13 protein-coding genes are annotated in these 15232 nt (G+C 60.4%); 6 read left to right on the top strand and 7 right to left on the bottom strand.

Features of this window, described 5'->3' with window-relative positions; all coding sequences use genetic code 11:
* Positions 1 to 7 precede the first annotated feature (7 nt).
* Both HJC00_RS22125 and HJC00_RS22130 read left to right on the top strand, forming a co-directional pair.
* Positions 8 to 1312: a lipoprotein-releasing ABC transporter permease subunit gene (locus tag HJC00_RS22125; protein ID WP_210628277.1), complete on the top strand. Its 1305-nt coding sequence runs from the start codon at positions 8 to 10 to the stop codon at positions 1310 to 1312.
* Between the two features lie 14 nt (positions 1313 to 1326).
* Positions 1327 to 2010: an ABC transporter ATP-binding protein gene (locus HJC00_RS22130; protein ID WP_210628276.1), complete on the top strand. Its 684-nt coding sequence runs from the start codon at positions 1327 to 1329 to the stop codon at positions 2008 to 2010.
* 5 nt (positions 2011 to 2015) lie between these two features.
* On the opposite strand, the gene HJC00_RS22135 is transcribed toward HJC00_RS22130, so the two are convergent.
* Entirely contained in the window at positions 2016 to 2480 is a 465-nt protein-coding gene (locus tag HJC00_RS22135) for a DUF5680 domain-containing protein (protein ID WP_210628275.1), read from the bottom strand.
* Positions 2481 to 2994: 514 nt separating this feature from the next.
* Here HJC00_RS22135 and dnaE point away from each other — a divergent pair.
* Positions 2995 to 6492 carry a DNA polymerase III subunit alpha gene (gene dnaE, locus HJC00_RS22140; protein ID WP_221147469.1) on the top strand — a complete coding sequence of 1166 codons (3498 nt, stop codon included), beginning with the start codon at positions 2995 to 2997 and terminating at the stop codon, positions 6490 to 6492.
* Between the two features lie 37 nt (positions 6493 to 6529).
* Here dnaE and HJC00_RS22145 read toward each other — a convergent pair whose 3' ends face one another.
* The gene (locus HJC00_RS22145) at positions 6530 to 7786 is read right to left on the bottom strand and encodes a L,D-transpeptidase family protein (protein ID WP_221147468.1); all 1257 of its coding nucleotides are present in this window, start codon (positions 7784 to 7786) and stop codon (positions 6530 to 6532) included.
* Between the two features lie 225 nt (positions 7787 to 8011).
* A complete protein-coding gene (locus tag HJC00_RS22150; protein ID WP_210631649.1) occupies positions 8012 to 9304 on the bottom strand; it encodes a DNA polymerase IV in 1293 nt (430 codons plus the stop codon).
* A gap of 76 nt (positions 9305 to 9380) precedes the next feature.
* Between HJC00_RS22150 and HJC00_RS22155 the strand changes: the two genes are divergently transcribed.
* On the top strand, positions 9381 to 9968 hold the full coding sequence (locus HJC00_RS22155; RefSeq protein ID WP_210628272.1) for a GNAT family N-acetyltransferase: 588 nt from the start codon (positions 9381 to 9383) through the stop codon (positions 9966 to 9968).
* On the opposite strand, the gene HJC00_RS22160 is transcribed toward HJC00_RS22155, so the two are convergent.
* Together HJC00_RS22160 and HJC00_RS22165 are read right to left on the bottom strand one after the other, a co-directional pair.
* On the bottom strand, positions 9943 to 10617 hold the full coding sequence (locus tag HJC00_RS22160) for a hypothetical protein (protein WP_210631648.1): 675 nt from the start codon (positions 10615 to 10617) through the stop codon (positions 9943 to 9945). The two genes, HJC00_RS22155 and HJC00_RS22160, sit on opposite strands and share 26 nt — an antisense overlap.
* Entirely contained in the window at positions 10614 to 10922 is a 309-nt protein-coding gene (locus tag HJC00_RS22165) for a DUF3572 domain-containing protein (RefSeq protein ID WP_210628271.1), read from the bottom strand. Before HJC00_RS22165 ends, HJC00_RS22160 begins: the two co-directional genes overlap by 4 nt.
* A gap of 133 nt (positions 10923 to 11055) precedes the next feature.
* Between HJC00_RS22165 and HJC00_RS22170 the strand changes: the two genes are divergently transcribed.
* Both HJC00_RS22170 and HJC00_RS22175 read left to right on the top strand, forming a co-directional pair.
* The gene (locus HJC00_RS22170) at positions 11056 to 11427 is read left to right on the top strand and encodes a response regulator (protein WP_003547430.1); all 372 of its coding nucleotides are present in this window, start codon (positions 11056 to 11058) and stop codon (positions 11425 to 11427) included.
* Positions 11428 to 11445: 18 nt separating this feature from the next.
* The gene (locus HJC00_RS22175) at positions 11446 to 12819 is read left to right on the top strand and encodes a PleD family two-component system response regulator (RefSeq protein ID WP_210628270.1); all 1374 of its coding nucleotides are present in this window, start codon (positions 11446 to 11448) and stop codon (positions 12817 to 12819) included.
* 746 nt (positions 12820 to 13565) lie between these two features.
* Here the strand turns inward: HJC00_RS22175 and rpmG are convergent.
* Both rpmG and HJC00_RS22185 read right to left on the bottom strand, forming a co-directional pair.
* Positions 13566 to 13733: a 50S ribosomal protein L33 gene (rpmG, locus tag HJC00_RS22180; RefSeq protein ID WP_221164620.1), complete on the bottom strand. Its 168-nt coding sequence runs from the start codon at positions 13731 to 13733 to the stop codon at positions 13566 to 13568.
* Between the two features lie 92 nt (positions 13734 to 13825).
* Entirely contained in the window at positions 13826 to 15010 is a 1185-nt protein-coding gene (locus tag HJC00_RS22185) for an MFS transporter (protein ID WP_210628269.1), read from the bottom strand.
* Between the last annotated feature and the right edge of the window lie 222 nt (positions 15011 to 15232).

Below are 15232 nucleotides of genomic sequence, written 5' to 3' on the forward strand. Positions count from 1 at the left end.
AGGCGAAATGGCAGAGGCAGCAGTGGACCGGAGTTCAAAATCCGGCTTGGGTCCGGCTGGCAAGCCATTTTCCACCTTTGAGCGCCTCGTGGCGTGGCGTTATCTGCGCGCCCGCCGCAAGGAGGCCTTCATCTCGGTCATCGCCGGCTTCTCCTTCGTCGGCATCATGCTCGGCGTTGCGACGCTGATCATCGTCATGGCCGTCATGAACGGCTTTCGCACCGAACTCGTCTCGCGCATCCTCGGCATCAACGGTCATATGATCGTGCAGCCGGTCGACGGACCTTTCACTGATTATGCGGATCTCGCCAGCAGGCTCGCCGCCGTGCCCGGCGTCAAGATGGCGCTGCCGCTGGTCGAAGGCCAGGTGCTCGCCTCCGCCCAGGCTGGCGGCAGCACCGGTGCGCTGGTGCGCGGTGTCCGCGCGGAAGATCTGACCAAACTCAAAGCGGTTTCTGAGCATATTAACCCGGGCGACATGGTGGGTTTTGCTTCCGGCCAAGGCGTGTTGATCGGCACCCGCATGGCCGACCAGCTCGGCCTGCGCGTCGGCGACCTGATTACGCTGACGTCACCGGATGGTGACATTACGCCGATGGGCGTCAGCCCGCGCGTCAAGTCCTACAAGATCTCCGGGCTGTTCGAGATCGGCATGTCCGAATATGATTCCTCGATCATCTTCATGCCGCTCGAGGAGGCGCAGCTTTATTTCAATGCCGAGGGGCTGGTGCAGTCGATCGAGCTTTTCGTCGATCACCCCGACGATATCGATGCTCTGAAGCCCAAAGTGGAGGAAGCGGCAGGCCGTCAGATCAACCTCACTGACTGGCGCCAGCGCAACCAGACCTTCTTTTCGGCGCTGCAAGTCGAGCGCAACGTCATGTTCATGATCCTGACGCTGATCGTGCTGGTGGCGGCGCTGAACATCATCTCCGGCCTCATCATGCTGGTGAAGGACAAAGGCAGCGATATCGCCATCCTGCGCACCATGGGCGCCAGCGCCGGCGCCATCATGCGCATCTTCTTCATGACCGGGGCGGCGATCGGCATCGTCGGTACTCTTGCCGGTGTGCTGCTCGGCGTTCTCGTCTGCGTCAATATCGAATCCATCCGCCAGTTCTTCTCCTGGATATCCGGCACCGTGATTTTCAATCCCCAGGTCTATTTCCTCAGCCAGCTGCCGGCCGAGATGGATATCAGCGAAACGATCTCGGTGGTCGTCATGGCGCTCAGCCTCTCCTTCATCGCCACCATCTTCCCGGCATGGCGCGCCTCCAGGCTCGATCCGGTGCAGGCCCTGCGCTACGAATAAGGAATGCCGCATTCATGAACCGCAACGTCGTCCTCAAGCTTACCGGCGTCGAGCGCCATTACGGGCAGGGTGATACGCTGCTCACGATCTTGAAGGGAGCAGATTTCTCGCTGTCGAAAGGGGAGATCGTCGCCCTCGTCGCCCCCTCCGGCACGGGCAAGTCGACGCTGCTGCATGTGGCAGGCCTGCTCGAGCATCCGGATGGCGGCGAAGTCACCATCAACGGCCATGCCTGTGACGGTCTTTCCGACGAGAAGCGCACGGCGATCCGCCGCCGCGAGATCGGCTTCGTCTACCAGTTCCACCATCTCCTGCCGGAATTTTCGGCGCTTGAGAACATCATGATGCCGCAGCTGATCGCCGGTCTGTCCTGGAAGGAAGCCCAGGAGCGAGCTGGTCAGCTCCTCGACTATATGCGCATCGGCCATCGCGGTTCGCATCGCCCGGCCGAGCTTTCAGGAGGCGAACAGCAGCGTGTCGCGATCGCCCGCGCCGTCGCCAATGCGCCGACGCTGCTTCTTGCCGACGAGCCGACCGGCAATCTGGATCCGGAAACGGCAAGCTACGTCTTCGATGCGCTGGAGGCGCTGGTGCGCCAATCTGGCCTTGCTGCCCTCATCGCCACTCACAATCACGAACTCGCCGGCCGCATGGATCGGCGCGTCACGATCTCCGATGGCAAGGTCGTCGACTTCTAGCTCGACTACGGGACGACCAGCCCGCCGCGGTAATCGAGCACATAAGCCTTCCGCCCGGCGACCATGATGCATTCATGGCCACTGAATCGCTCGCAGCCGCCTTCGCTGCGGTCGACATAGCGGCCGAACGGATGATCGAATTCCATTCCGCCGAGAAAGCGGCCCTCCCGATACATTGCCGACAGCGCCGCCTTGATCACGGTCCCGGCGGCTCTGCCGTCGATGAGATCGGACGCGACGACGCAGCCGAAATAATTCATCGCCCAGACGGGTTCGCCGGTAAACCAAACCACTTCCTGTCCGGCGAAATCGGTGCCGCCGAAATAGCTGTCCAGATAACGCCAGTCGCCGCTGAAGTAGCCGATATCATGGGCACCCGGTCGGCAGGGCGGGCGAGGCACACCGCCGCCGACATAGGTCGCGGCTTTCGCCTCTACGATGAAGTCGTTCAGCACCGCGGTGTCGAGCATGATCATCTTCCTCCCTGTCTCATCTGATACGGAAATAGCAGAAGACAGAGAACATAAGAAGTACAAAAGGCCGAGCATTGCTCGATCGCCTTGGGGCAGGTGCATCAGACATCGGATGCGCTGTATGGATCCGTTCGGCAGGCGATGTCGGGCCGGTCGCGCGGAGCATGTTCAAAGCCAGCGCTGAAGCTGTTCGATTCGCAGCACGGAACCCGCATCTTTCAAACGCAAGCGCGAAGGAAAAGATTCCTGTTGACATCGGAACATAGATGGAACAAAGTGAAAACATACCGAGTAAAGGAGAGCCAGATGACTGACATGATCCGTGATATCGCAGCATTCACCTCCATCGCAATGTTCGTTGCCAGCTTCTCGCTTATCGTCATCGCGATCTAAAGTTTTCAGGGGATCGCATGGCAGTCATGCGGTTCACACGCTGGTCTTCTTCTGGACATCATCGCCCTCAATGCCGACAATGCATCCGATTCATTTCGGCTGATTGGGAAGGCATATCATGGCGGAGACGGAAAAGGGTTCAATGGGTGAGGCGACCGGCGGCACGCCGGGCTTCATCCACCTGAGGGTCCACTCCGCCTATTCGCTTCTTGAGGGCGCGCTGCCTCTGAAGAAGATCCTCTACAAGGCGACCGGCGACAGTCAGCCGGCGATCGCCATTACCGACACCAATAATCTCTTCGTCGCCCTTGAATTCTCCCAGAAGGCAATGGACGAGGGCCTGCAGCCGATCATCGGCTGCCAGGTCTCGATCGACATGGAAGACGGATTGGAAAGCGAAAAGCGCGGCGGTCAGCCGGCCCTGATCAAGCTGCCGTCGATCGTTCTTCTTGCCGCGACGGAGGCTGGTTACGAAAGGCTGGTCGATCTCGTCAGCCGCGCCTATCTCGGCGGCGATAGCAACCAGGCCATTCATATCAGAGCTTCCTGGCTGGAAGAGGCAGGCACGGAAGGGCTGATCGCCTTGACCGGCGCGGTGACCGGGCCGGTCGACGCGGCTGTCAGGGAAGGTCACCACGCCCAGGCGGAAGCCCGGCTGCTCACGCTGAAGCGTCTCTTCGGCGACAGACTCTATGTCGAGCTGCAGCGGCACGGCACCTACGACAGGCGGCACGAACAGAAGATCGTCAGGCTTGCTTACACGCATGACCTGCCGCTCGTCGCCACCAACGAAGCCTTCTTTCCGACCCGCGACGATTACGACGCCCATGATGCGCTGATGGCGGTTGCGCATAACGCCATCGTCTCCGACGATAGCCGTTTTCGCCTGACTCCGGATCACTACCTGAAGAGCCGGGCCGAGATGGCCAAGCTCTTTTCCGACCTGCCGGAAGCGCTTGAGAACACAATCGAGATCGCCAGGCGCTGCTCCTTCGTGCTGAAAACGCGAAAGCCGATTCTGCCGCGTTTCACGGGCGCCACCGACGATGCCGAGGAGGCGGAACGCGCCGAGGCAGGCGAATTGCGCCGCCAGGCAGTGGAAGGGCTGGACATGCGGCTTTCGACCCTCGGCATGTCGCCCGGTTACGAGGAAAAGGATTATCGCGAGCGGCTGGAATTCGAGCTCGGCGTCATCGAGCGCATGCGCTTCCCAGGTTACTTCCTGATCGTTTCCGATTTCATCAAATGGGCCAAGCAACATGATATTCCCGTCGGTCCCGGTCGTGGCTCGGGCGCGGGTTCGCTGGTCGCCTATGCCTTGACGATCACCGACGTCGATCCGCTCAGGTTTTCGCTGCTGTTCGAGCGCTTCCTCAATCCGGAACGCGTCTCGATGCCTGACTTCGACATCGACTTCTGCCAGGACCGCCGCGAAGAGGTGATCCGCTACGTCCAGGCGAAATATGGCCGCGAGCAGGTGGCGCAGATCATCACCTTCGGTTCACTGCAGGCGCGCGCCGCCCTTCGCGACGTCGGACGCGTGCTGGAAATGCCTTACGGCCAGGTCGACAAAATCTGCAAACTCGTGCCGAACAATCCCGCCAATCCGACGCCACTCTCAAAGGCGATCGAAGAGGAGCCGAAGCTGCAGGAGGAGGCGGCGAAAGAACCGGTGGTGGCGCGTTTGCTCGACATCGCCCAGAAGATCGAAGGGCTTTATCGCCACGCCTCGACGCATGCCGCCGGCATCGTCATCGGCGACCGGCCGCTGTCCAAGCTGGTGCCGATGTATCGCGATCCGCGCTCCGACATGCCGGTTACCCAGTTCAACATGAAGTGGGTGGAGCAGGCCGGCCTCGTCAAATTCGACTTCCTCGGTCTGAAGACACTGACTGTGCTGAAGGTCGCCGTCGATTTCGTCGCCAAGCGCGGCATCAAAGTCGATCTTGCGGCCATTCCTCTCGACGACAAGCCGACCTACGAGATGCTGTCGCGCGGCGAGACGGTTGGCGTGTTCCAGGTGGAAAGTGCCGGCATGCGCAAGGCGCTGATCGGCATGAAGCCGGACTGCATCGAGGATATCATCGCGCTGGTGGCGCTTTACCGCCCGGGCCCGATGGAGAACATCCCGACCTACAATGCCCGCAAGCACGGCGACGAAGAGCTGGAATCGATCCATCCGATGATCGACCACCTGCTCAAGGAAACGCAGGGCGTCATTGTCTACCAGGAACAGGTGATGCAGATCGCCCAGGTCCTGTCGGGCTATTCGCTTGGCGAAGCCGACCTTCTGCGCCGCGCCATGGGTAAAAAGATCAAGGCGGAGATGGACCAGCAGCGGGAACGCTTCGTCGTCGGCGCCGTCAAGAACGGCGTATCCAAGCCGCAAGCCGACAACATCTTCGAACTCCTGGCGAAGTTCGCAAACTACGGCTTCAACAAGTCGCACGCCGCCGCCTACGCCATCGTCTCCTACCAGACGGCCTACATGAAGGCGCACTATCCGGTCGAATTCCTCGCCGCCTCGATGACGCTCGACATGTCCAACACGGAAAAGGTCAATGATTTCCGACAGGACGCCAAGCGGCTCGGCATCGAGGTGATCGCGCCTTCGGTGCAGACCTCCTTCCGCCATTTCGAGACCGGCGACAATCGTATCTACTATGCGCTGGCTGCCCTCAAAGGGGTCGGCGAATCCGCCGTCGACCACATCGTCGAGATGCGTGGCGACAAGCCTTTTGCCAGCATCGAGGATTTCTGCCTGCGCATCGATCCGCGCCAAGTGAACCGCCGCGTGCTCGAAAGCCTGATCTATGCCGGCGCCTTCGATTGTTTTGGCACGGACCGCGCCCAGCTGGCCGCCGGCCTCGACCGCATCCTCGGTTATGCCCAGCGCGCCCAGGAAAACAAGCTGAGCGGTCAATCGGACATTTTTGGCAGCGCACTAAACTCAGGTCCGGAGAAGATCTCCTTGCCGCCCTATTCACCCTGGCTGGCATCGGAGCGTCTGCTCAAGGAATTCCAGGTGCTGGGCTTCTATCTGACGGCCCACCCGCTCGATTCCTACAACAACATCCTGCAGAAGATGCGTGTGCAGACCTTTGCCGAGTTTTCTCAGGCGATTAAGCAGGGGGCTGCCAATGCGCGCCTTGCCGGAACCGTAATCTCCAAGCAGGAGCGCAAGACCCGCACCGGCAACAAGATGGGCATCATCGTCTTTTCCGATTCCTCGGGCCAGTTCGAGGCGGTGCTGTTTTCGGAGATGCTGAACCAGTATCGCGACGTGCTCGAGTCCGGGAAATCCTTCCTGCTGACCGCGACCGGTGAGGAGCGGCCGGAGGGCATCGGTCTGCGTATCCAGACGATCCAGTCGCTGGAGGAAAAGTCGCTCCAGATGCAGAAGGCGCTGCGCGTCTATATCAGAGATTCCGGGCCGCTGAAGATGGTCGCCGGCCATCTGAACGCCAAGGGCGACGGTCTCGTTTCCTTCATCGTCATCAAGGAGGACGGCAAACGCGAGGTGGAAGTGGCGCTGTCGGAGAAATACCGCATCACTCCGGAGATTGCTGCCGCTCTTCGCGCCGCGCCCGGCGTCGTCGACGTCGAGCTTGTCTGATCAACCCAGTTGATCGTGATCAGCCCGGTTGATCTCATCACCCACGGGTGATCGTGATGAAATCCGTGCCCTCACCGGTTTCGCGACCAAGGCCGGTATCGGAGATCGTCAACGTCGAGCCGGGCGCGATCAGCGCGTCGATCCTGCGGCGTGTTTCGTCGGGGATCGTGATGCGGCTCAGCGAACGGGCGATCGGCCTGCCTGTGACGATCGAACTTTCCTGATTGGTGATCCCGAGCCGCTTCATCGTCTCGCGGGAGAGATTGTTCTCGAGCGTGATGCCCAGCCAATCCGCCGTGCCGGCATGTTCATCGACGGCATGCAGCGTGAAGAAATGCGTGCCGAGTGCTAAGTCCGGATCGGCGATCGTCACCGGGGCCTCGAAGATCGGCCTGAAGGCCTGACGCACCATGATGACGCCGTTCGGCGGTTCACCCTTGCCGGCGGCGGAATAGACCGATGTGAGAAGTCTGTCGGAGACCAGGCTCCTGTCGCCGGCAAATTCCACCGGCCGCAGCATCTTGAAGGCGTTGATCGCCTGCACGGTCGACGGACCGAGTAGGCCGTCCGGACCACCGGCGGAAAAGCCGAGCTGATTGAGTAGCGTCTGGATGTCGATCACCGTCTCGCGCAGCGTGCGCCGCGTGACGAGCATGCTGATCGGTTCGGACGGCGGCTCGGCTTCGGGCGCCGTAATCGACGGATTTGCCGGCATTGGCATCGCCGCGGTATCGTTCATCGCCACCTGCACCGGTGTCCCGGCGCTGTCGGGCATCGAGGGCCGCAGTTCGACATCCGAAAGCAGCGGCATCGCTGCCGGCGCATCGGGGCGGAAAAGGTTCGGATGGTCGATCGGTTGCGGCACCAATTCGTCGTCGCTGATGATGACGGGAATGCCGGGCTCGGTCATTCGGTAGAGCATTTTTGCGAAGGCGCCGGGCATGCGCACGCAGCCGTGCGAGGCCGGATAACGCGGAACGGAATTGGATTCGTGCAGCGCGATGCCGGACCATGTCAGCCGTTGCATGAACGGCATCGGGGCAGCCGAATAGAGGTTGGATTCGTGGTATTTCTGCTTTTCGAGCACCGAAAAAATGCCGCTCGGCGTCGTATGGCCGTCCTTGCCGGTCGAGACCTTCGAGGTTGCGACGACCTCGGTGCCGTCATAAACCACAAGCGACTGCTTGTTCTTCGAGACGAAGATCTGCAGCGTGCGTGCATCCGCGGCCAGAGCAGGGTGCACGAGTGCGGTGGCCGACAGCAAGCCGAGGCCGAAGACGAGACGCGAGAACATGATACCCAACCATACGCAATACTGGTACGCACATTACGGGACGAAGTTTAAGGAAGATTTTAACCCCCGGACTCGGCGGCTCGCCCGGACCGGTGCAGCGGTTCCGCTCTAACGACGCGCATAGGATAAAAGGCAAAGCATGTCGCATCATCAAAGTTTCAGCTGTCTGATTTAACGCATTCGTACGAATTTCGAATAGCCGCGCGCACTTTTGCGCGGGATGTTCTAGTGATCGCGCTTGCCGTTGCCGAAGGTGTAGCCGGTCTCGACTGTGTTCTTGCCGAACTTGTCGCGCAGCTTGTCCATCGCCGCTTCGGCCGCCGCCCGCCGGCCTGACTGCCGGTCGATGAGATCGGGCGGATCGGCGCGAGTGGCGTCGCCGAGATCGGTGACGCCGATGCCGATCAGGCGGAATTTCGTACCGTCCGTTTCCTTTTTGAGAAGCTCGAGCCCGATGCGGAAGATCCTGTCGGCAAGCTGAGTCGGGTCCTCGAGCTTGCGGTTGCGGGTGCGCGTCTTGAAGTCGGCGCTCTTCATCTTCAGCACCACGGTCTGGCCGGCGATATCGTTTTTCTTCAGCCGCCAGGAAACCTTTTCGGAAAGGTTGCGCAGGATCGGCACCAGATCGTCGTGCCGCGAGATGTCGTCGAAGAAGGTCGTTTCGGCCGAAACGCTCTTGGCGGCGTCGTTGAGATGCACCTCGCGGTCGTCGATGCCGCGCGACAGCCGGGCGAGCCGCTGGCCGATGCTGCCGTAGCGGCGCATCAGGTCGTTCTCCTCCATCTGCTGCAACTGGCCGATGGTGCGGATGCCATCCGCCTCCAGCGTCGCGGCAAAGGCCTTGCCGACGCCCCAGATGGTGGTCACGGGACGCGGGGCCAGGAATTCCACCGCTTCTTCGCGGCCGATAACGGAAAATCCGCGCGGCTTCTGCAGGTCGGAAGCGACCTTGGCGAGGAATTTGCAATAGGAAAGCCCGACCGAAACGGTAATGCCGATCTCCTTTTCGATGCGGCGAGCGAATTTGGCGAGCGTGCGCGCCGGTGGATCGTGATGCAGCCTCTCGGTGCCGCCAAGTTCCAGGAAGGCTTCGTCGATCGACAGCGGCTGCACCAGCGGCGTCAGATCCTGCATCAGCGCACGCACCTGGCGCCCAACACGGACATATTTCTCCATGTCCGGGCGTATGACGATGGCCTGAGGACATGCCTCCAGCGCCTTGAACATCGGCATCGCCGAACGCACCCCGTGGATGCGGGCGATATAGCAGGCAGTGGAGACGACACCGCGTTTGCCGCCGCCGATGATGACGGGCTTGTCGGCAAGTTCGGGATTGTCGCGCTTCTCAACCGCCGCGTAGAAGGCGTCGCAATCGATATGCGCAAGCGTCAATGCGTAGAGTTCGCGATGGCGCACCAGGCGCGGGCTGCCGCAGGAAATGCAACGACGCGCCTCGCCCTTCTGCTCGGCAAGGCAGTCGCGACAGAAGCCGGGTGTCTTGTCAGGCGCGGGCGTCATGGTGAGAACAAAGGTTGAACGGCGCGACACTACGCCTTAAGCTTATGAGTCACAAGAGAGGACGGGAGCTTTGCCTTTGGATAAAGATCTTCGTTTCGAGCCGGTGACGGCAGACCGGTGGGGAGACTTCGAAACTCTGTTCGGCCCGCAGGGGGCCTTTTTTAATTGCTGGTGTGTCGCGCTGCACTTGCCGCATGCGGTGAGGACGACGATGACGGCCGACGAGCGCAAGACGCATATGCGCGAGCGGATCGGGGCGGGGCCGCCGCCGGGGATCCTCTGTTATGCAGATGGCGGACCGGTCGCCTGGGTGCAGGTCGGGCCGCGCCACGACGTGCCGCAGTTCAATTCACCGCGCACCGTCTCGCGGCCGCTGGAGGAGGAGGATGCGCGTGATCCCTCTATCTGGGCTGTCAGCTGCTTCTTCCTGCTGCCGAAACTGCGCGGCAAGGGATTAAGTCATCGCCTGCTCGCCGGCGCGATCGACCATGCCCGGCGCCGGGGCGCGCGGCTGCTCGAAGCCTGCCCGATCGATCATGTGAAGCAGTCGAAATCGGTGACGCTCTGCATCGGCTCGACGGCAATCTTCGAGGCAGCCGGATTCGAGACGGTGGCAATGCGCAAGGACGGCCGTCCGCTCATGCGGCTGGAGCTGCGCGGTTGACCGGGCCGGAAAGGAAATGGGCCTCGATCAGCCCGGCCGCATGCGTCCAATCGGTGGCGCGGGTGATGTCGTCGGCTGCCGCCGGCGCGAAACGATGGACGGGCGAGTCCGGCATCAGGTGAATGAGCAGGCAATCGGCCACGTGTTCCCTGACCGAATTCAGATTGTGCGCCATATCGTCTATGAAGGCGACAGGAAAGGAGCGGCTGGCATGCAGTGCATGGACGATTGGCCCCTTGGGTTGCTCGCTGGCAAGCAGCGGAAAGAGCAGGCCGGCGCTGTCCAGCAGGCGGCGACGCGGATCCTGGTACCGTGGCGGCATCGCCGTCAGGAAAAGGATATCGGCGTCTTGCGAAAGCCGGCCGAGCGTTTCGACGACGCGGTCGACCGGCGTCTGCCACAATTCCTGCGCTTCGAAAAAATCTTCGATCAGCCGGCTGACTTGTCGGCCCTCGATCTCCGTGCCGTCCGCTTTCGAGACGATGTTGCCGTGAAGCCGGAACGATCGCGGCAGGAATTCGTGTCCCAGGCTTTGGAGAAAAAGCTGGAAGGGGTCGATGAACCGCAGCACGACATCGTCGACGTCGCAGACGATCAGCGGCCGCTCGCCGAGGCGGATGTGCGAAATATCGAGCTCTGTCACGCTCAGTATTCTCCCGAATCGAGCCCGGGCGAAGAGAAATGCCGCCAGGCGGCGGTTACCGTATCGGGGCTGAGGCCGCTCGCCGTGCAGAAGGCCATCGCCGTCGGTTCGTGGTTCATCAGGAAGTCCATCATGCCTGAGAGGAAACCCGGATCGTTGACCGCGTTGCGCACCTGCTCGGGCGCCACGCCGGTGAGTGCGAGGAAGCGGCCGAACATGTCGGGATCGGCGGCAAGCCAGCCAAGCACGGCGATCGCCGTCTCGTGCGGGTCGGCCGCCTGCTGTTTCGAAGTCTTGAAGTTGCTTTGCATTTCGAGGGGTAAGTTACCTTTTCTTCAACCAAATACCGGTAGCGTGCGCTATCGGTTTCACGGAGCTATTCATCCGCATGTGCCTTTCTCATGGGACGAACCGCTGCGCGAACGGACGTAGGGACAGCTTGTCATGCCCAAACAGGTGATGATTGTAGAAGATAACGAGCTCAACATGAAGCTCTTTCGCGACCTCATCGAGGCGTCCGGCTATACCACGATCCAGACTAGAAATGGCATGGAGGCGCTCGATCTGGCGCGCAAGCATCGTCCCGACCTCATCCTCATGGATATCCAGCTTCCCGAGGTCTCCGGCCTCGAAGTCACGAAATGGCTGAAGGAAGATGACGAGCTGCACGTTATTCCGGTCATCGCCGTCACGGCTTTCGCGATGAAGGGCGATGAGGAGCGGATCCGCCAGGGCGGCTGCGAAGCCTATGTTTCCAAACCGATTTCGGTTCCGAAATTCATCGAGACGATCAAGACCTATCTGGGCGATGCCTGACGCATCGGAAAGACGCTTATGACCGCGCGAATACTGGTGGTTGACGATATTCCGGCCAACGTGAAGCTGCTTGAAGCGCGGCTGCTCGCGGAGTATTTCGACGTGATGACCGCTGCCGACGGTCACGAAGCGCTAGCAATCTGCGAGCGCAACCAGGTCGACTTGATCCTGCTCGACATCATGATGCCCGGTATCGATGGTTTCGAGGTCTGCGAGCGGCTGAAGGCCAGTCAGAAGACCGCCCATATTCCCGTCGTCATGGTCACCGCACTCGACCAGCCTGCCGATCGCTTACGCGGTCTGAAGGCCGGCGCCGACGATTTTCTCACCAAGCCTGTCAACGATCTGCAGCTGATCTCGCGGGTGAAGAGTCTGCTGCGGCTGAAGACCTTGAGCGACGAGCTGCGCATCCGCGCCGACACCGCTCATACGATGGGCATGGGCGATCTCATGCGGGCAGGCGAAGGCCGTGGCGATGAGGCCGGCCAGGTGTTATTGGTCGATGGCCGCGCCAATTCGCAAGAGCGCATCGTCAGGGCGTTGAAGCCCGTCGCCGATGTGCTTGCCCTCTCCGATCCGCAGGCGGCCCTCTTCGAGGCGGCCGAGAACACGTTCGATCTCGTCATCGTCAATGCCAATTTCGACGATTACGATCCGCTTCGCCTCTGCTCGCAACTGCGCTCGCTGGAGCGCACACGCTTCCTGCCGATCCTGATCATCACCGAGCAGGGCTCCGACGACATGGTCGTCCGCGCCCTTGATCTCGGCGTCAACGACTACATCATCCGCCCCGTCGATCCCAACGAGCTCGTCGCCCGCTGCCTGACGCAGATCCGTCGCAAGCGTTATAACGACCGTTTGCGAGCCAGCGTCAAGCAGACGATCGAGCTTGCCGTGACCGATCCGCTGACTGGCCTTTACAACAGACGTTATCTCGACAATCACCTGAACGCACTCTTCAATCGGTCGATGGCGCGGGGCCGGCCGCTTTCGGTGCTGATCACCGATATCGACCGTTTCAAGCAGGTGAACGACACTTACGGCCATGACGGCGGCGATGAAGTGCTGCGCGAATTCGCAAACCGCGTCCGTTCGACCATCCGCGGTGCCGATCTCGCTTGCCGTTATGGCGGGGAGGAGTTCGTCGTGGTGATGCCGGACACCTCGCCGGAAGTTGCCGCAGCCGTCGCCGAGCGCCTGCGCGCGGCAGTCGAGAGCGCTCCCTTCATGCTGAAGCGCTCAAGTGAACTCCTGAGGGTCACCGCTTCCTTCGGCATCGCCTCGCGCAGTGGCGCGGTGTTGACCCCGGATCAGCTGATGAAGCAGGCCGATCTTGCCCTTTACGAGGCCAAGAATTCCGGCCGCAATCGCGTGGTCGCAGCGGCTGCCTGACGAATCACTTTGGGCGCCATATGCGCCATTTGCGAGTTTTCCACTGCGGTAAGCGATTTGTTACCGAATTTTAACCTTCGCCTGTGCGACGCAGGCCCAAGTTTTGCAGCCCGGTAGCCCAAAAATGGACTCCCGGCGTTGCTGTGGATATGGCGCGGCGCGACAGTCTCCGGAATGCCGGAGCCTAGCCCGAAATGAAATGAAGACTATAAAAAACGCCTGCCGCCAACAGGGTCAAATAAAGTGTGGCGGCATCACCTCACGTAAGGGGAGGGACAGCTTAAGTTATTAAGTTATATTGTCGAACTTCTTCGGTTCCACCGTCATAAGGCTTTGCCGTCAAGCAGAGCCGTCAAATCTTTGCATGTTCCAAAACTGGACTTTTAACCATAGAATCAAGCTCAGAAAATTCATCATTAAGAATTTGTTGATTTTCTTTCATTTCTGCGCAAATTATCGGCTCATAAAAGAAGCGCTCCCGCAGAGGAGCTGTCGATACCCCATGATGCTCAGGTCCGCCGCATCTCCTGGGTCGTGGGGTCGGTCGGCTAGTAGGCAAGTCACAACGGTTCCTCGTGCCGTTTTGCATGCTGGCCGACCCCCTTTCAGGAAAACGCCGCCACTTCCCGAAGATGGAAGGGCGGCGTTTGTCTGTTTGCGCTATCATTTTCCAAGGCCATCCTCCGGGGCAATAAAAAACGCGCAACCCGAAGGCGCGCGTTTTTAAAATCCGTCAGGCCAAGTGATTACTTGATCTTGGTTTCCTTGAACTCGACATGCTTCTTCGCAATCGGGTCATACTTCGTCTTCGTCATCTTGTCCGTCATCGCACGGCTGTTCTTCGTCGTGACGTAGAAGAAACCGGTGTCGGCTGTCGACAGCAGCTTGATCTTGATTGTTGTAGCCTTGGCCATGGTCGTCCTGCCTTTAAGAAAATGAAAGCCGTGGAAGCCGGATGGGCTCCACGGCAAATTCTGGCGCGAAACTACGAATCCCGTCCGAAAAGTCAAGTCCGTTTTCGAACGAACATCAATCTGATGCCGGAAAGTAAGGCATAAAGACCGAAGAAAGCGGCAATCGCCCAGGCAAAACCATTGTTTCCGGCGACGTCGATTGCTGCGCCGATCACCTGTGGCCCAGCAACGGTTCCCATCGCATAACAGAAGACGAAGGCGGCATTGGCGGCAGCCAGATCGGAGCCCGTCAGCCGCGAACCGAGATGGCTGAGGCCGACCGTGTAGAGTCCGGAGACGCAGCCACCCCAGAAAAGCAGCATCCCGGCCATTAGCAGCCAGTTGTTGACGAGGATCGGCAGCGTCAGCGAGCCGATAAAGCCCATCAGCGCCATCCCTGCCAGAAGCGGTCGCTTGTCGCGGATGCGATCGGAGAGCAGGCCGAGGGGAATCTGGAAGATGACGTTGCCGACGCCCATCATGGTGAGCAGCAGCGCCGCCTGCGATTCGGTGAAATGGGCGCGCACGGCAAAAATCGGGAAAAGTGACAGCCCGCCAGCTTCGACCGCGCCGAAGATGAAGACGGCCGCCGTCGCTGTCGGCACCAGCAGGACGTAGCGCATGAAATGCAATTCTGGTTTTTCCTCGAGCACCGGGCTTTCGTCACGGGCGATGAAAATCGGAATGGCGGCAAGCAGGATGGCGCCCGCGCCGACCAGGAAGGGAAAGATGCCGTCGCTGCCGAGTATCGAAAAGAGCAGGGGCCCGGCAGCGAACCCGATGGAGAGCACGGTCGCATAAATGCCGAGCACAAAGCCGCGCTTGGATGGCGGCGAGGCGGCGTTGATCCAGAATTCGGAGAGAATGAACAGCGTCGTCGTTGCGCCATGGAAGGCGAAACGTAGCGGAAACCACATCCAGAAATCCTGGGCATAATAGAAGCCGAGCGCGCTCAGCGCCGAAATCAGCACCGCCCAGAGCATCGTCGGCGCAACGCCGTATTTGTGGGCGAGCTTGGTGGTAACGGGCGCCGCGGCCATCGCCGAGATCCCGGCCATCGCCGTATTCAGCCCGATCAACGTGGATGAGATGCCGCGTTTTTCGAGGATGATGCTGAGAAGCGGGAGTCCGAGACCGATTGCTATGCCGACGGCTGAAATGGACGAGATGGCTGCCACCAGAGAAGGCCAATGGATTTCTTCGACATCGCCCGGTGTGCCGGTTCTCGGCTGAGACATTTATCCATCCTTAGAAAGCTGCGCGAGCGAACCGACCTCTCGTCTCACATAGAAGGGACACAGATGTGCCAAATCCAGGTGACGGGCGGCGTTTCGCAGTATTTCCGATGTGATCTGCGGAATGTAAAGCCTGTTCAGACAAGAAAAGCTTACCATGTCAAGTCGTTGAAGATCGTTGACTCCCGCGTGTCGGTGGTGGTCGGTGGAGCGCTGGCACTACAC

The sequence above is a fragment of the Rhizobium sp. NLR22b genome (assembly GCF_019685295.1).
Lineage (GTDB): Bacteria > Pseudomonadota > Alphaproteobacteria > Rhizobiales > Rhizobiaceae > Rhizobium.